We start from the raw sequence: 17777 nt of genomic DNA on the forward strand, positions 1-17777 counted from the left end.
TTCTTAAGTTTTAAATGATTGGTCTAGATTTTTTTAAAAACTAACATTTAGTCCAGCAGTAGCAGTAAAAGGATTTGGATAAGCTCCGTAATCAAAGCCTACCAAGACACCAGATTGATAAGTACTACCTTCCGGATCAAAACCTAAATAATCAGAGAACACATGTACATTTTCCATATTTAGATATAACTTGATGTTACTTACCTTCATTTTTTCAGCTAGTTTTTTCGGTATATTATACCCTAGACGTATATTTTGGATACGAACGAATGATCCATCTTCAACCCAATAACTGGATCCAAAATCGCGAACAGTAGTTGGCAACATACGAGGTTTAGGAATCATTCCGTCGCCAGGATCAGCATCGGATTTCCAGTAATTATTTACAACAGAATACATGTTACGGTTACCTCCACCTACACCAGATTTCAAATATCGGGCATTATGGTTAAGAATTTCTCCACCTTGTGAACCGCGCAACAAAACGGAAAGTTCAAATCCTGAGAAAGAAAAATTATTAGTCAATCCCCATTGAAAATCAGCTTGATTGTTCCCAAGGTAGGTACGATCGTTAGAATCAATTTTACCATCATTATTAACATCCTTTACCCTTGGATCACCCGCTTCACTGCCTGGCCATACTGGATAAGCTTTGCTATCCAACTCCGCTTTTGACATAATTACACCGTCAACAACATAACCATAATACATACCTATTGGTTCTCCTACAGCTGTGCGTGATGTCATACTACTAACATTAATATCTATTGGAGCATCATTTACACCTAGTTTTAACACTTTATTTCGGTTGGCAAAAATATTAAAGTCTGTACTCCATTTGAATTCACTGTCGATATTTTGTGTACTAAGATTTATTTCAAATCCTCTGTTTTCTAGTTCCCCTATGTTCGTCAAAGTAGAAGAAAAACCTGAAAGAATTGGAATAGGTACATTAAGCAACAAATCCTTAGTTTTTGAATAATAGATATCACCAGTAAATTTCACACGTCCATTAAAAACACTGAAATCAACCCCAAAATTGGTCTGACCAGTTTTTTCCCATTTCAAATTTTTATCAGCAAAATTTGATGTATAAATTCCCTGGTTCACGGTGCCTGAACTTACATATGGGCTATAACCTAATACCCCAATCGATCCGTAGTTTGGAATCTGATTATTACCCGTTGCTCCGTAGCTTAACCTAACTTTCATATTAGTTAACCAAGAAACATCCTTTAGAAAAGATTCTTCAGACATACGCCATGCAAGCGATCCTGACGGAAAATACCCCCATCTGTTATTAGCCCCAAAACGGGAAGAACCATCAGCTCTAACTGCTGCAGATGCCAGATATTTACCTTTATAAGAATAATTAGCACGAGCCAAATAGGAAACTAATGACCACTCTTCTGAAAAAGTGTTACCTGCATTCACAACACCTGCATTCAAGGTATGCACTAAATCATTCGAGAAACTACCCGCTGTCATACTACTCAAATCTGTACGTTGTTCTTGAGCAGAATACCCAGCCAATAAATTTAAATTGTGATTTTCATTAAATTTCTTATTGTAATTCAGTGTAGTTTCCGAAATCCAATTATTAGATTGCAGCGTTTTGAAATCGGCTTGGGCTGGTACCCATCCTGAATACCCCCAGTTCTGGCCTGCATTCCAATAGAAATTATGAACTGTATTCTCAATATTAGAACTCGCAGAAGTTTTAATAGTTAAATCTTTAATAATATCCCATTCTAGATAAGAAGTAACCGTAGATATATTCGTTATTTTTTTAGCAATTGCTTCCCTAGTTAATGCATAAGGATGCCAAAGCTGGAAACCATATTTAGAAAATGTATTCCAAATTGAAGTAGGATCTTTAAAGCCCAGACTTCCCGTTTCAACATAAAGGGGAAAAAATGGATCACTTTGCAAAGCCAAACTCACCACGTCACTTTTTCCACCTGTGCCGTATGGTGCTTCTTTTGCGCGGCTAAGACCAATGTTCATTCCCATACGAACTTTATCATTAAACTTATGCTTGATATTTGACCTTAGATTAATTCGTTCGTAAGTGTTACTATCAACAACACCTTCTGAATCGAGATACCCCATTGACACCATGAATTGGGTCTTCTCGTTACCACCAGAAGCCGACAATTGAAAATTTCTGTTTTGTGCAGTTCTAAATGCAACATCCTGCCAGTCAGTCCCATTTCCGATACGGGCAATCCACGCCGGATCAGAGAATTCCACAGGAACAGTTACATTAATTCCTCTTGTAGCCGATGGATTAGCGGCAACAATTGTCGCCCATGAATTATTTCTTGCAGCCGTGTTGAAGGCAATAAATTCTGAAGCATTCATCACATCAGTCTTACGGTTGACATGAGAAAAACCAGACTCAAAAGTCGCGTCAATTTTGGTTTTACCTGCTTTTCCTTGCTTGGTGGTAATGATAACAACACCATTTGCCCCCCTGGAACCATAAATGGCTGCTGAAGATGCGTCTTTCAATATATCAATCGACTCAATATCGTTGGGGTTAATAAAATTCAATGGATTTCGATTAAAACTCAAATTACTCCCTGTAGTAATTCCTGTATCTGTTGAATTTGTTGAACTATCTTCCAACGGAATTCCATCAATAACATAAAGCGGGGTAGTACCTGCATTTATCGAAGAAGCACCACGTACTTTTACTGTAGGAGCAAGACCAGGAGCACCTTGGGACTGTGTAATTTGAACACCCGTTGCCTGTCCCGCAAGTGATTGAAGTACATTACTATTTGACCTACCTTGCAATTTTTCTGCGCCAACAGAAACCACTGATCCAGTCAAGTCCTTTTTCTTAATGGAACCGTAACCAACCACCACCACTTCATCTAGCTTAGCTGAGTCTTCTTCTAATTTAATCAAAAGATTAACTTGACCATTTAACAAAATTTCTTTTGTTTTAAAACCAATATAAGAAACCACTAATATTGCTTTTTCGCTATTTATCTTTATTGAAAAATTACCATCAAAATCGCTTTGGATTCCATTTGTGGTTCCTTTTTCGATAATATTAACTCCTGGAATAGGCTGTCCAGATTCATCAGTTATTTTTCCGCTTATTATTTTCTGCTGTATTTTGTTAGGAACAATTACAGTCTTTTCTTTAATTAAGATGGTATTATCTTCCGTTAGCTCAAAATTTAGATTATTACTTGAAAGACATTGTCCTAATAATTTAGATACTGCAATTCTACCTTTTTTTAATTCAACATTCGGAATGTCTTTAAAAACTTTTCTAGGATAAACAAAATTTAAATCAGTCTGCTGTTTTATAATTTTAAATACCTGATAAATTGTTGCTGATTGATCCTTTTCAATAATTACATTCACTTGTGCAAATGTGTTGTGTACATTGAGACAAAAAACATTTGTACACCATAAAAAGATAAATGCTCTCATAACAGTTTTAATTAGCCGTTCTCTAACAGGAACAAAGACATTAAGTACTTTAATAATTTTCATATTTTTTTTGGGTTGGTTGGTTATACAATAGGTTAATAGATTAAAATGGTGTGATGACGTAAGCGTCACAGAGGAATGTATGCTTCCTACCCGGTTTTTATTCCAGAATTACTTCTTTATCTTTTATTTCATAGTTTTTTATAATTTTAAAATATTTAATACTTCTCAAAATTTCATCTAAGGTTTGGGTTTTCCTTAAAACGCCATCAAAAATTTCGTTTTCAATTTCTTTATTTTTGAATATAAAATTAAAATCATACCAACGAGACAATACTTTCATCATATCCTTAAGTGTTATTTTTTCGAAACTAAAAACCCCTTCTTTCCATGATATGTCATTATAAACATCTACATTTTTTACAAACGAACTGCTTGTTGTGATGTTAAAATTTAATTGTTGATTTGGCATTAATCTTTGTTTTCTATTTTCAATATTCACATCCACCTTCCCCTCAACTAAGGTTGTATAGGTATTAGCTTCATCCTTATAAGCTTTGATATTAAATTCTGTACCAATAACCTCTACTTCCTGTTTATTACTAAACACTTTGAAATGAGCCCCTTTATGCTTTTTACTAGGTGACACATCAAAATAGGCTTCTCCATAAACTAATTCTACTTGTCTGGTTTGTCCTTCAATAAAAGCTACTGGAAATTTTAATTTAGTTTCAGAATTTAACCACACTTGGGTACCATCAGACAATTTAATAAAGAATTTACCTCCTCTAGGAATTGTCAAATAATTATAAACTACTTCACTTGTATTTCTTTCTTTCGCTTCATAAATAATTTCCTCACCATTACTTTTGGCATTTTGTGTTTTCAATGAAGTTCCATTTACTAAAGCTATTTGCGATCCGTTCCCTAAGGTAAGTGTCGCTTTATCAGTACCTGGTTCAAGGGCATTTACATCTTGCTGGACTATTACTGGAATAGCTTGAACTGGCTTGTTGAAAATGACATTCTTAAAAAAATAAGCTGTAGTTAAAATCCCTACGAAAACAGCGGCAGCTGTATATTTCATAAAATGAGATTTCCTTTTTAACGATGTCTTTTGTTGTTTTTGAGGAATCGCTAGTATTTTGTTCCGAATGCGAATAACATCAAGCTCTGTCATCATTGGCTTTTCGTCTAAAATTGCCAACACGTCTTCTACGTTTGGTAGTCCACTTGATTCAGTTAACCCTTGAATATACTGTACAACTTCATCAACTTCCTCTTTAGAGCATTGATTCAGAATGAACTTTTTTAGTATTTTTTTGATATGGTTATCGTGTTGCATAATATACTTTCTTATATATAATACAGATGAGAAAAGGAAAAGTACTATTGACTATTATTATTTTTTTTGAATAATAATACTAAAACAGAAAAAATAAAAAGAAATAAAAAGAAAAGAAGAAAAAAAAACGATAATAATTAACGAATAATTATTCCAGCCAACGGGATGAAAGAAGGGTAATAAGGAGTGTAACATCTCCATGAGTTTCCAAAAAATTTCTAATATCTGCTAAGGTTTTGCTCATTTGACCTTTTACGGTACTTACAGAAATATTCAATTCCTTACTTATTTCCTCGTAACTCATTTCTTTATTACGTGACATTTCAAAAATAACTCTACGCTTGGGAGACAATTGTTCAATAGCCTTATTTTTTATAACATCATAATCAGCTTCAGCAATGATGTCCTCAATTGGACTATATGACTTTTGACTTACGTAAAAGACTTCTTTCTTAAGCTTATGGATGTTTGCTACTTTACTAATAAGATTAAATGTTAAGTTACGTGTAATGGTAAACACATAGGACTTGAATGACAAATCAGTATTAAGTCTGTCTCTATGTAGCCAGATATTTAAGAATACATCTTGAACAATTTCTTCTGCAAGGACTTGATTTTTAAGCATACTTAAACTATAAGCATAAACATCATTACAATATGTATTAAAAAGTTCAGTGAAGGCTTTTTCATTACCCACGATAAGTTCTGTAACCAACAGTTTATTATTAATTGCTTTTGTTTCAGACATTGTGAATAGCTTCTATATACATATAAATTATTGATTTACTATAAAATAACTTGTTTTGCATCAAAATTCTCATTTAGAACCCTACTCAATACTAATATAGCAACTTGAATTACAATATTAATTAAATTAAACATATAAACAAACATACAATATTAGAACTAACATAAAATCCTTTTTCATAATCTGAACTCGATTAATAATTTGGATTAAACCATTGCACAAAAAGCAAAATTTAGCATATTTAAGTTTATTGACAAATAGACACTTAAACCAACTTTTCCTTATGATTTGTTTCAATAAGATTACTGATATTGTTGATGAATTATTCAAATTAAGAAAAAGAACAAAACCTTAAAAATAGCTATATTGCAGAGTCAATCTTTAAAAAAGAATAATATCTCTGATTATAAACAATATAGAAAAAACACGTCCAACTTACTGCTTTAACATACGTTTTTCCAGGTTATTGAGGATTTATATGTTTTAAAATGATTCCCTGTAAAAACTATTATCGGGGTTCAAGGAAATTAAGCATTCCTGAAAAAGTTAAACCCTAATCTTTTTATTTTAAGCTGTATTAATAAAGATATGATAGAAAAGGAGAACTAAAACACAGATTATTCAAGCTTCATGCGGATAATACCCGTTTAGAATGGAAGTTCACACTTGTGAATTAACCATACATTTTTTCGACCAAAAATGAATCTAAAAGAACCACTTAATCTGATTGCAAAAAAATTAAAATTGAAACTTTTGATAATTATAAGATTTTGTTAATATTGGCTCTATAGCTCTATTTTAAAAAAAAACAAAAGTTAAATCATTAGATTTGTACAAATAGTACATCTTAATGAAGTTATTAATAGTTGAAGACGAACCCAATCTTTCGTCAATTATCCGGAAAGGGTTTTCAGAAAAAAATCACGATGTAAGTGTTGCACTCGATGGCACAACAGCATTAGAGCTGCTTTCTAATCATGATTTTGATGTCGTGCTATTAGATGTGATGTTGCCTGATATTAATGGTATTGAAATTTGTAGACGTTTGAGAGCTGCAAAAAACTTTGTTCCCATTTTATTATTAACTGCTTTAGGAAGTAGCGAAAATATAATAAATGGATTGAATTCCGGCGCCGATGATTATTTAGTAAAGCCTTTTAAATTTTTGGAACTTGATGCCAGAGTCAATGCGCTGTCAAGAAGAGCTGGTCAAATACAAAAACCGCATGAAATTATCAACATTGCTGATCTTGAAATTAATTCCAGAACAAAATCGGTAACTAGAAATGGCGATACTATTCTGTTAACAGCCAAAGAATTTAAACTTTTGCATTATCTGGCAATAAACTTTGAAACCATTTTATCCCGAGAACAACTTCTAGACAATGTTTGGGACATCAATTTTGAGATGAATACAAATGTTATCGACGTCTACATTAACTATTTGAGAAAAAAAATTGACAAACCATACGACACTAAATTAATTCACACCATGAAAGGTTTGGGCTATGTAATGAAACAATAAAAATGCAGATTAAGAAAAAAATTACCCTTACCTATATCGCTCTTTCAACCCTCAGCACCCTTTTATTGAGTATGGTGGTTTTCTTTTTGTTCAAACAAAATAACCAGTATTATTTTTTGAAAAGATTACAAGATCGAGCAAAGATTAGTGCTTCGATTCATTATCAGAATGACTCTGTAAAAACTCGTTATTTCAAAGAATTTAAAGCAAAGGGACTTGAAGAACTGATTGATGAAGAAGATTTTGTTCTTAAAGTCAACGGGACAAACACATTTGAATACAACACCAATCTTAATTTACCTGCTGATTTTTATAAAAAAGTGATGGCGAATGGCTCCGAATGGATTGAAGATGATAACCGTTATTTTTATGGCCAGACTTTTACCGAATCCAATCAAAAATACATTATAATCATTACTGCAAAAGACCGTAGGGGAAATACCAGCAGCATTTATATTATTCGGATTCTATTTTTTGGAGGATTGGCTTTCATACTGTTAGCCTATGTTTTTGGTAGATTTCTGGCGAGAAGAGTTATAGATCCAGTCGCCCGAATTACTTACGACGTAAAAAGAATAAGCGCATCAAACCTACACAACAGACTTCCCGAAAGCAAAAGCACCGATGAAATTAGCGATTTGATAAAGACATTTAACAATATGCTGGACCGACTGGAAACCTCATTTGAAATTCAAGCTAATTTTATCAACAATGCTTCACATGAACTAAAAACGCCAGTAACAACCATAATTGCCGAAGCAGAGATTATGCTCTTAAAAGAAAGAAGTGTTACGGAATATATCTCCTCTTTAGAAAACATTCACAGTCAGGCCTCCCGACTGGGAGATCTTACGGAAAGTCTTTTAAAACTGACACAAACCGGTTACGATGGAAAAAAACAATTATTAGATGTTGTCAGAATTGATGAACTTCTTATGGATGTAAAATCGGATATTGATAAAATCTATCCTAATAACAGAGTAAGGATAAAAATCAATAAAATTCCTAGTGATCCGAGTTTACTAGAAATCCCGTGTAATAGACCCTTATTGGAACTTTCATTGAATAATATTATTGCCAATGGTGTGAAATATTCAGATAACGAAACCGTTTTTGTTACTTTATCAGGAAATAATTCATCTATCAAAATTTCGATTACTGATATTGGAATTGGTATCCCGGCAGAAGACATTCCACACCTTTACGAACCTTTTTTCCGGGGCAAAAAAGCGTCAAAATACAATGGCTATGGATTAGGACTTCCACTTGCCATGAAAATAATTAGGATGCATAATGGAGAACTTAAAATTCAATCTGAGCCAGATCAAGGCACTATTGTAAGCATCACGTTTAATACCGCCAACATTAGAAATTCTAATGTAAATTCTTAGAATATTCTAATTTTAATTTAAGATTGCTATAAACTGGGTATTGTTATTTTGTATGTATAAATAAATCAAATTTAATACATATGAAAAATATTCTAATTCCTACGACATTACAAAGTGACACAATCAATGCAATTAAAGCAGCAATAAAATCATCTAATGCTGAGCAATGCCAGCTTATCTTGATGCTGATAACTGACATTCCGGATACGTATTCATCTAGCAATTTATTAAGAAACATCAATCAGGACCTAAGCACTACACAGGAAAATGTTTTACAAATGTGTAGAGAAATTATTTTAGAATCCAACAATTGCAGCTTAAAAATTCACCATCAATACGGTATTTCTTCTCCCCTTTTTAGAAATCTAATGGAGCATTTCGCTATTGAATTAACAATACTTACTCCTTCTTTTAAATCTTCTAAAAAGAAAATAAATATGTATTGTGTCCAAATCATTTCTAATAGCAAATGTCCCATTTTACACCTCAACACGAACTTTGAAGAAGAACCATTTAGCCAAGCGTTGTATATTAAAAATTCAGATTCAGTCCTTCAAGTAGAAGATTTACAAACCTATGTAGATGCTCTTTTTTCTTTAAAAATTGTAAGTCAAACCAAGATAGATGACCGACAAAAAGCGAATGAAATAGAACATTTTTTAACCGATACAATATCAAAAAACAACATAAATATTCTGATTGAAACACGAAAACCCAAGAAACTAAAGCTGCTAAAAAAAGAAAAAACTGCTCTTAACGAAACATTAGGTTTACCCGTTCTTTCTTTATATGAAGAGATTTATTAATAATGATTGTTTAAAATTTTAATTCAAAATATATGTTACTAAAAAAGAAAATTCCCATGAAATATGTATTGGGTAAAATAAAAAATGAATTAGCATTAGTCATTTTCTTTTGCATTGCATTTGAAATTTTTCGCTATTTTTTCAAAACTGTGTCTATTAATATTCCTATTGCAATCCCCACAATAATTGGTACAATTATTTCATTACTACTGGCATTCAAATCCAACCAAGCTTATGACCGTTGGTGGGAAGCTCGAATAATTTGGGGTTCCATCGTTAACGATTCCCGAACACTATTGAGACAAATTATTATTTTCTACAATGATCCCGATTTTTCGGTAGAGGCAAACGATTTCAAAGAAAAATTTGCAAAAAGACAAGCTGCTTGGTGTTATAGCCTTGGACAAATGCTGCGAGAAAAAGATCCTACAAAAACAATAAAGGATTTACTGGATGAAGATGATTTGCGATTTGTAAAAAGACATAAACATGTTCCTAATGCTATTTTAATGTTACACGCCAAAGATTTAAAAAAGGCACTTAGTACCAATAAAATAAATGTTTACCAGCAAGTGGAAATTGACAATACATTAACACGATTGTGTGATGCAATGGGAAAGTGTGAACGTATAAAAAACACTATTTTCCCAACAACATACAGTATGTACATCCGATTTGCGCTGTGTTTATTTATAATACTCTTACCTTTTGGATTAATTAACATTATCGGCTGGCTTCAAATTCCATTAGTGACCACTATTGCCGCTGCTTTTTTCTTAATCGAAAAAATGGCTATTCATTTACAAGATCCATTTGAAAACAGACCTACAGACACTCCCGTAAGTGCCATTTCAAATGCAATTGAAAAAAACCTTATGCAGATGGTTAACGAATATCGAGATGAATTTGATGAAGAAGTGCATGCTTCTGAAGCAAAAGCACATCATATACAACCTTTAAATAACGCTTATTTCGTTCTTTAATTTTGACTTGTAGATCCACTCCTTAATTTGAGTGGATTTTTTTTTGATTGAATCTTAATTATCTACAATAAAGGCAAACTTTTCAGTAGCAAAATGAACCCAAACAGATGGTTTCAAATACCGTAAAAAATAGTATTTTTGCGTTCTGATTGAAACTAATTTTTCAATCTTTAAATTTTTCAATCTTTAAATTAGACACATGAAAGCATACGTATTTCCGGGTCAGGGCGCACAATTTACAGGAATGGGCAAAGACTTATATGAAAACTCCCCATTAGCAAAAGAATTATTCGAGAAAGCCAATGAAATTTTAGGTTTCCGCATCACAGACATCATGTTTGAAGGAACCGCCGAAGAATTGAAAGAAACCAAAGTTACACAACCCGCAGTTTTCTTGCATTCGGTCATTTTGGCAAAAACATTGGGTGAAGATTTCAAACCGGAAATGGTAGCGGGACATTCATTAGGCGAATTTTCAGCATTAGTGGCAAACGGTGCATTGTCTTTTGAAGACGGATTGCAATTGGTTTCAAAACGGGCGCTGGCGATGCAAAAAGCCTGCGAAATAAAACCTTCGACTATGGCGGCCGTTTTAGGATTAGCGGACAATATCGTGGAAGAAGTTTGTGCTTCGATTGACGGAATTGTAGTCGCTGCTAATTATAACTGCCCGGGACAATTAGTGATTTCAGGGGAAACATCGGCAGTGGAAAAAGCCTGTGAAGCGATGAAAGCGGCAGGTGCAAAACGCGCTTTATTATTGCCTGTTGGTGGTGCTTTTCACTCTCCAATGATGGAACCGGCAAGAGAAGAATTGGCCGCTGCTATTGAAGCAACGACTTTCTCAAATCCTATTTGCCCTGTATACCAAAATGTAACGGCAAGTGCTGTTTCTGACGCTGACGAAATCAAGAAAAACCTAATCATCCAATTGACAGCTCCAGTAAAATGGACACAATCCGTACAACAAATGATTAAAGATGGCGCGACTTTGTTTACTGAAGTAGGTCCAGGAAAAGTATTGGCAGGATTGATTGGAAAAATTGATAAAGAAGCAGTGACTGCGAATGCGTAATTTCTGATAACGGATCTTAAATTGATTTAAAATAGAATCCTCACGAATAAAATTTTGTGAGGATTTTTTTTATCTTTATAGGATGAGTTCATCCAATTATCAATTTTTAAAATAAAAAAAATGAAAAAAGCACTTTTAGGATTAGCATTTGTTGCAACTTTAATGACTTCTTGTAAAAAAGAAACAAAAGACGAAGTAAAAGAGGCTACCGAAGCTGTTGGAAATGAGATGGAAGAGGCTATAGATACAGCAGCTGTAAAAGTTGATGCTGCAGCTGATTCTACTAAGGTTAAAGCAGGAGAAGTTCTTGAAAAAGGGGCTGATAAAATGAATCAAGCCGCGGAAAAACTAAAAGAAGCAGCAAAAAAATAATAAAAAAAAGCTGCCAATGCATTACCCCAAATAGCGTCTAACTTATTGGGGGTAATGCATTGGCAGCTTTTTTTTATTTCCTGATTTTCTGTTCCCACTTCCATGCACTTTCCATAGCTTCTTCTAAAGTGGATTGCGCTTTCCAGCCCAGAACATTATTCGCTTTATCCGTATTGGCGTAAGCCGAAGTAATATCTCCTTCTCTACGGGCAACTATTTTGTAAGGTAATTTTTTACCGCTTACTTTTTCAAAAGCTTTAATCACTTCTAGTACAGAACTTCCTGTTCCGGTTCCCAAATTAAAAGTTTCTACTTTAGCCGTGTTTTTTTTATTCAATAGTCGTTGTAAAGCAATAACGTGGGCTTTCGCCAAATCAACTACGTGAATATAATCCCGTACTGCTGTTCCATCTGGCGTAGGATAATCGTCGCCGTAAACAGATAATTCTTTTCGCAAACCCAATCCGGTTTGAGTAATAAATGGCACTAAATTTTGTGGCACTCCAATAGGTAATTCCCCAATTTCAGCAGATGGATGTGCTCCAATCGGGTTGAAATAACGCAATAAAATAGCATTAATATTGGTTACTTTAGCAGTATCAATGATAATTTCCTCCCCAATCTGTTTTGTATTTCCATAAGGAGACATCGCCGTTTGAATAGATGCATCTTCAGTAATTGGCATTTTTTCAGCTTGACCGTAAACCGTGCAAGACGAACTAAAAATAAAACTAGCTTCTGGTTTTTGTTGCAATTCTTGAAGTAGATATACCAAGGTGTTGATATTGTTTTCATAATATAACAATGGATTTTCAACGCTTTCACCAACTGCTTTTGAAGCTGCAAAGTGTATCACCCCTGAAATATCGTGATGTCTTTTGAAAAAATCCTGCAGTTTTTCTTTTTCGCGCAAATCCAGCTTTTCGAAAGCGGGAACTTTTCCAGTAATATTCTGAATTCCGTCCAGCACTTTCAAAGATGAATTCGAAAGATCATCGATAATGATCACTTCAAAACCCTGATTTTGCAATTCGACAACAGTATGCGAACCGATAAAACCCAACCCTCCTGTTACTAGTATTTTCATCTTTATTTTTTATGACGGTAATTTAAACGCCTGTCTGGCGATTAACAACCATTTGTTTTTTTGCTTTTGCCAAACGAGCATTATTCCAATTTTTATATCCTTCTCAATCCCGCCATCTTTGGTGTGAGCAGCCAAATTATGGCGAACTATGGCAACATTGCCACTAATACTAATTATTTGATTTTGGAATTCAATCGTAACGAAATCAGACTCTCCATTGACAATTTTTTCTATAAAAACAGCTTGATTTTGTACAAGTCCACTCGAATGTCCGTAACTCAAAGTTGCAGACGTCAATTCCTTCAATTTACTTCCATCTGCATCAATCAATGCTTGACGCAAATTTTCGACACGAGAAGCAACGGCGATTTCTTCTTTAGATTTGGAACTATTTTGAGCAAAACCTGAAAATTGAAATAAAACCACCGCAATAGTTGCAAAAAAATATTTCATCTTATTTAGTTTAAAAATTCCAAAACGCTGTCAGTAATAAACTTGATTTGTTCCTCATCTAATTCGGTGTGCATGGGTAAAGAAAGTACTTCTTTAACTAACTGATTGGTTACAGGAAAATCTTCTTCTTTGTATCTTGAATCTAAATAAGCCTTTTGAGAATGCAACGGAATTGGATAATAAATAGCACAAGGAATTCCTTTATCTAATAAATGTTGCATTAAACCATTCCTGTCGGCATCTATAATTCGTAAGGTATATTGATGAAAAACGTGGCAATCACAAATATCACAAATGTTTGGCGCAATTATATTTTTATGCCCTTCAAAAGCTATAGAATATTTTCTGGCAGCATCTTGTCTTGCTTTGCTGTAATCATCCAATAAAGGCAATTTAGCATTCAAGACCGCTGCCTGAATACTGTCTAAACGAGAATTCACACCTACTACATCGTGATGATAACGCTCATACATACCGTGATTTACAATTCCGCGAAGTTTGTGAGCCAATGCATCATCATTGGTAAAAATAGCACCGCCATCACCGTAACATCCTAAATTTTTAGACGGGAAAAATGAAGTAGAACCGACGTGTCCAATTGTCCCGGCCTTCTTTTTGGTTCCATCCGAAAATTTACAATTAGCGCCTATCGCTTGTGCATTATCTTCAATAACATATAAATTATGCTCTTTAGCAATAACCATAATTGCTTCCATATTGGCAGCACGACCAAACAAATGTACAGGTACAATGGCTTTGGTTTTTGGCGTAATCGCTTTTTTAATTCCTTCGATAGAAATATTCATATTTACCAAGTCAACATCGACTAAAACAGGTGTTAATTGCAATAACGCAATTACTTCCACGGTTGCGGCAAAAGTAAAATCGGCAGTGATTACCTCATCACCCGGTTTTAAATCCAATCCCATCATCGCAATTTGCAAAGCATCAGTTCCATTGGCACAAGGAATTACATGCTTTACTTCTAAATATTCTTCTAAAGATTTTTGGAATTGATGAACTTGAGGCCCGTTGATATAAGTATTGGTATCTAAAACTTCCTGAATAGAGGTATTTACAACGTCTTTTATTTTATCATATTGACTTTTTAGGTCAACCATTTGGATTTTTTTCATTGAAATTTTTGTTTAAAGTTCTAAAGTTTAAGGTTTCTAAAAACAACAAACACTTTCTTAAAACGAAAAACAAAAATAGTTATTTAATGAGTTTAAACCAATGAAACCCACATTAAAAAATAGTCTTCCAATGAAATAAAAAAGTAGGTTCCTGACAACCAAAATTTAAATATTTCTTTCGGAAGAAATTAATATAAAGAAAACGTATTTTAGCCCCAAAATTTCAATGATGCTTTTTCTTTATAATCTTATTGTTCGGATTGCTGGTTTTTTATTAAAAATAATAGCTTTCTTCAGTCCAAAAATCAAACTTTTTATTGAAGGTCGGAAAGTTGTTTTTCCTACTTTGGAACAAAAAATAAAACCTTCTGATAAAACAATTTGGTTTCACGCTGCCTCATTAGGCGAATACGAACAAGGATTGCCTGTTATTGAAAAAATCAAAGAAAAATTCCCTTCACATAAAATTGTGGTTACCTTTTTCTCCCCTTCGGGATATGAAGTTCGTAAAAACAATACCGTTGCTGATGTCACGGTTTATTTGCCTTTGGACACGCAAAAAAATGCACAGGAGTTCTTGAAACTTGTTCATCCGGATTTGGTGTTTTTTATCAAATATGAATATTGGCTGAATTATTTAAGCAAACTTAAAAAGCTAAACACGCCAACTTATTTGGTTTCTGGCATCCTAAGAGAGAACCAAATGTTCTTTAAATGGTACGGTGGTTTTTACAGAAAAGCGCTGGATACCTTCACTTATTTTTTTGTTCAAAATGAAAACTCGAAAAAATTATTGCTCCAATTAGGCAAAACCAATGTAGCCGTTTCCGGAGACACTCGTTTTGACAGAGTTGCTGCAATTTTAGAAAAAGACAACACTTTGGACTTTATTGCCAATTTTAAAAACGATACTTTAACTATTGTAATTGGCAGTTCTTGGCCCAAAGACGAAAATTTATTAGTCGATTTTATAAATTCGAATACGTGCAATGTCAAATTTATAATTGCACCACACAATATAAAAGACGAACAGATTCAACAGCTAAAAAATAGCATTACCAAGAAAACCATTCTCTTTTCTGAAAAGGAAAATGCTGCTCTTGCTGAGTATGATGTCTTGATCATTAATACCATCGGGATTCTGACCAAAATATACAGTTATGCCGATATTGCTTATGTTGGTGGTGGTTTTGGAAATCCTGGCGTGCATAACATCCTTGAACCGGCAACTTTTGGCGTCCCAATAGTTATAGGGCCAAACTATTCCCATTTTGCCGAAGCAACTGCTTTAATGAATCTGGAAGGCTGTATTTCTGTTTCTAATAAAAAGGAACTGGATGCTGCTTTCACAAACTTAATCCTAAACGAGATAGAACGACAAGAAAGAGGACATATTTGCAGCACTTTTGTACAAATGAATAAAGGCGCCACAAATGTGATTATGAATACCATTTCAAATTTTGGGGCACATTAATATTTTAATACTGATTTAATAAAAGCATCTCTTAACAATAAATTAATCTAAAAATTTTCTTTCGGACAAACGATCCGTTATTAAGCGAACTCTTAATAACTTTCTGTAAGAAGCTTTGATACTCACCAAAATTGGATTATAAAAAAGTTTGTAAGAGTATCATTCATTAAATTAGCAACAATATATTTCACTCCATTAGCCTTCTGGCATAATAGTTGTTGTAAATGAGAATGTTGACAAAAAATATTATTTTTTAAAAAAAAAATAAAAAAATATTTTACATATTAAAAAATTTATATCTTTGCCACGAATTAATAATTAACCTTTTATAATAAAGTAAGATGAAAAAAGTATTTTTAAGTTTAGCTGTTGTTGCTGTTTTAACTGTTGTATCATGTAAAAAAGCTGACGCTCCTGCTGGTGACGCTGCTGTAGTTGACTCTGCTGCTGTTGTTGTTGACTCTGCTGCTGCTGTAGTTGATTCTGCTGCTGTAGTTGTTGATTCTGCTGCTGCTGTAGCTACTGAAGCTGCTGCAACTGCAACTGACGCTGCTAAAACTGCAACTGAAGCTGCAAAAAAATAATTAGAACTCAAATTCTAAAAATTTTAGAGCCATCCGCCTAGCGAGATGGCTTTTTTAATTATTTATAGTAGCGTTTTTTTAACCTCATGATAAATAACAAAAAAGAGAGCATTGGTAATCACCAATACTCTCTTTTTTTGTTTCAAAACAATTGTTTTCTAAATCTTAATCAGAGAAAATAAAATCATTCTCCGAAAAATCTAATATTTCCGACTTTGACCCGTAGAGTACAATTTCACTTATTCCTTTTTGCAGACGCAAGGAAGTGGTATATTTTCTACTTGTCGCAAAATGATTCCCTCCTGACATCAATTTAAAGAAGTACTTCCCATTAGAAGATTTAAACTTTAAAAAATCAGCTGATGCAATGTCTTGTTTAAACTTTTCAATATCTTCTTCACACTCAAACTTAAGTTCATAACTTAAACTTGTAAAAATAATTTTCCCTTTTCTAGAAGTGAAAACAAACTTATACTCGTCATTATTTCTTTTACTAATCACAAAAGCTCCCATAATACATCTTTAAATACACCAAATCATTAAAAACCAACTCTCCTAACAAATATGCTTTACTTCACCCTTGCCACGCTAAAAACACTGCAATAGCAGTTGTTTAAATTGACATTCAAAAAATTAAAATGGATTTGTTATAAAATAAAAAAAGCTCCAAACATAGTTTGAAGCTTTTTTAGTACTCAGAGCGGCTCCGAAGCTTCGGAGTTGAACCCGTTTTAAAATTATATTTTATTTTGAATATCTAATAAAATACCCGGATTAACTATCACTTTCTCCAAAAAAATCCTAGACTTCATTCTTTTCAAAAACTTCTCTAATCCATAAGCTTTCTCACTCGATTTACACTCGAATTTTAAACTCAATTCCCAAGGAACTCCTTTTACTGTAAACGCTTCGCTATAAAATCCTGAATTATGCTCAGCCAATCTTTTTTCGACATCATCCGTAGTTCCGACGTAAAATCTGTCTAATTTTTTAGAATAAATTATATAAATAAAATACATTTAAAAAATTGTTTAATAAAAAAAGCTCCAAACATAGTTTGAAGCTTTTTTAGTACTCAGAGCGGGACTTGAACCCGCACGAACATTGCTGTTCACTGGATTTTAAGTCCAGCGTGTCTACCAATTTCACCATCCGAGCATTATGTGGTGTTGGAGCGAAAAACGGGGCTCGAACCCGCGACCTCGACCTTGGCAAGGTCGCGCTCTACCAACTGAGCTATTTTCGCATTTTCAATTCTTAGAAAGAACCGCGATACTTGTTCTGTATTGCGGATGCAAATTTAGGACATTTATTGAATTATACAAGCCTTTTTTATAAAAAAATC

Annotated in this window: 16 protein-coding genes and 2 tRNA genes; 8 read left to right on the top strand and 10 right to left on the bottom strand. The window is 33.6% G+C overall.

The window, feature by feature from the left end:
* Positions 1 to 33: 33 nt before the first annotated feature.
* The 3 genes from ACM55K_RS05820 to ACM55K_RS05830 all read right to left on the bottom strand — a co-directional run bounded on the left by ACM55K_RS05820 (position 34) and on the right by ACM55K_RS05830 (position 5546).
* Entirely contained in the window at positions 34 to 3516 is a 3483-nt protein-coding gene (locus ACM55K_RS05820) for a SusC/RagA family TonB-linked outer membrane protein (protein ID WP_416849299.1), read from the bottom strand.
* Between the two features lie 97 nt (positions 3517 to 3613).
* Entirely contained in the window at positions 3614 to 4798 is a 1185-nt protein-coding gene (locus ACM55K_RS05825) for a FecR family protein (RefSeq protein ID WP_416849300.1), read from the bottom strand.
* A 148-nt stretch (positions 4799 to 4946) separates the two neighbouring features.
* Positions 4947 to 5546 (bottom strand): RNA polymerase sigma factor, encoded by a 600-nt coding sequence (locus ACM55K_RS05830; RefSeq protein ID WP_416849301.1) that lies wholly within the window; start codon positions 5544 to 5546, stop codon positions 4947 to 4949.
* A gap of 850 nt (positions 5547 to 6396) precedes the next feature.
* On the opposite strand from ACM55K_RS05830, the gene ACM55K_RS05835 reads away from it, so the two are divergent.
* The 6 genes from ACM55K_RS05835 to ACM55K_RS05860 all read left to right on the top strand — a co-directional run bounded on the left by ACM55K_RS05835 (position 6397) and on the right by ACM55K_RS05860 (position 11698).
* Positions 6397 to 7071 (top strand): response regulator transcription factor, encoded by a 675-nt coding sequence (locus tag ACM55K_RS05835; protein ID WP_416849302.1) that lies wholly within the window; start codon positions 6397 to 6399, stop codon positions 7069 to 7071.
* 2 nt (positions 7072 to 7073) lie between these two features.
* The gene (locus tag ACM55K_RS05840; protein ID WP_416849303.1) at positions 7074 to 8462 is read left to right on the top strand and encodes a HAMP domain-containing sensor histidine kinase; all 1389 of its coding nucleotides are present in this window, start codon (positions 7074 to 7076) and stop codon (positions 8460 to 8462) included.
* An 80-nt stretch (positions 8463 to 8542) separates the two neighbouring features.
* Complete coding sequence (locus ACM55K_RS05845; protein WP_416849304.1) at positions 8543 to 9268, top strand: hypothetical protein; 726 nt, start codon at positions 8543 to 8545, stop codon at positions 9266 to 9268.
* A gap of 32 nt (positions 9269 to 9300) precedes the next feature.
* Positions 9301 to 10251, top strand: coding sequence for a bestrophin family protein (locus tag ACM55K_RS05850; RefSeq protein ID WP_416849305.1), 951 nt, complete (start codon positions 9301 to 9303; stop codon positions 10249 to 10251).
* Positions 10252 to 10450: 199 nt separating this feature from the next.
* On the top strand, positions 10451 to 11326 hold the full coding sequence (gene fabD / locus ACM55K_RS05855) for an ACP S-malonyltransferase (protein WP_416849306.1): 876 nt from the start codon (positions 10451 to 10453) through the stop codon (positions 11324 to 11326).
* Positions 11327 to 11446: 120 nt separating this feature from the next.
* Positions 11447 to 11698, top strand: a complete 252-nt coding sequence (locus ACM55K_RS05860) for a hypothetical protein (RefSeq protein ID WP_416849307.1) — start codon at positions 11447 to 11449, stop codon at positions 11696 to 11698.
* A 73-nt stretch (positions 11699 to 11771) separates the two neighbouring features.
* On the opposite strand, the gene galE is transcribed toward ACM55K_RS05860, so the two are convergent.
* From galE to ACM55K_RS05875, 3 genes are read right to left on the bottom strand one after another with little or no spacing between them, the layout of a single operon-like run.
* Positions 11772 to 12785 carry a UDP-glucose 4-epimerase GalE gene (galE, locus tag ACM55K_RS05865; protein ID WP_416849308.1) on the bottom strand — a complete coding sequence of 338 codons (1014 nt, stop codon included), beginning with the start codon at positions 12783 to 12785 and terminating at the stop codon, positions 11772 to 11774.
* A gap of 9 nt (positions 12786 to 12794) precedes the next feature.
* Positions 12795 to 13238, bottom strand: coding sequence for a nuclear transport factor 2 family protein (locus ACM55K_RS05870; RefSeq protein ID WP_416849309.1), 444 nt, complete (start codon positions 13236 to 13238; stop codon positions 12795 to 12797).
* A 5-nt stretch (positions 13239 to 13243) separates the two neighbouring features.
* On the bottom strand, positions 13244 to 14374 hold the full coding sequence (locus ACM55K_RS05875) for a DegT/DnrJ/EryC1/StrS family aminotransferase (RefSeq protein ID WP_416849310.1): 1131 nt from the start codon (positions 14372 to 14374) through the stop codon (positions 13244 to 13246).
* A 229-nt stretch (positions 14375 to 14603) separates the two neighbouring features.
* On the opposite strand from ACM55K_RS05875, the gene ACM55K_RS05880 reads away from it, so the two are divergent.
* Together ACM55K_RS05880 and ACM55K_RS05885 are read left to right on the top strand one after the other, a co-directional pair.
* Complete coding sequence (locus ACM55K_RS05880; RefSeq protein WP_416849482.1) at positions 14604 to 15848, top strand: 3-deoxy-D-manno-octulosonic acid transferase; 1245 nt, start codon at positions 14604 to 14606, stop codon at positions 15846 to 15848.
* 341 nt (positions 15849 to 16189) lie between these two features.
* The gene (locus ACM55K_RS05885) at positions 16190 to 16432 is read left to right on the top strand and encodes a hypothetical protein (protein WP_416849311.1); all 243 of its coding nucleotides are present in this window, start codon (positions 16190 to 16192) and stop codon (positions 16430 to 16432) included.
* A 165-nt stretch (positions 16433 to 16597) separates the two neighbouring features.
* Here ACM55K_RS05885 and ACM55K_RS05890 read toward each other — a convergent pair whose 3' ends face one another.
* The 4 genes from ACM55K_RS05890 to ACM55K_RS05905 form a co-directional block, all read right to left on the bottom strand.
* Positions 16598 to 16945: a DUF1508 domain-containing protein gene (locus ACM55K_RS05890; RefSeq protein ID WP_416849312.1), complete on the bottom strand. Its 348-nt coding sequence runs from the start codon at positions 16943 to 16945 to the stop codon at positions 16598 to 16600.
* A 224-nt stretch (positions 16946 to 17169) separates the two neighbouring features.
* The gene (locus ACM55K_RS05895) at positions 17170 to 17451 is read right to left on the bottom strand and encodes a GIY-YIG nuclease family protein (RefSeq protein WP_416849313.1); all 282 of its coding nucleotides are present in this window, start codon (positions 17449 to 17451) and stop codon (positions 17170 to 17172) included.
* 53 nt (positions 17452 to 17504) lie between these two features.
* A tRNA-Leu gene (locus ACM55K_RS05900) sits at positions 17505 to 17590 on the bottom strand.
* Positions 17591 to 17602: 12 nt separating this feature from the next.
* Positions 17603 to 17678, bottom strand: a tRNA-Gly gene (locus tag ACM55K_RS05905).
* Positions 17679 to 17777 lie beyond the last annotated feature (99 nt).

The sequence above is a fragment of the Flavobacterium arabinosi genome, from assembly GCF_048158725.1.
Taxonomy (GTDB): domain Bacteria; phylum Bacteroidota; class Bacteroidia; order Flavobacteriales; family Flavobacteriaceae; genus Flavobacterium; species Flavobacterium arabinosi.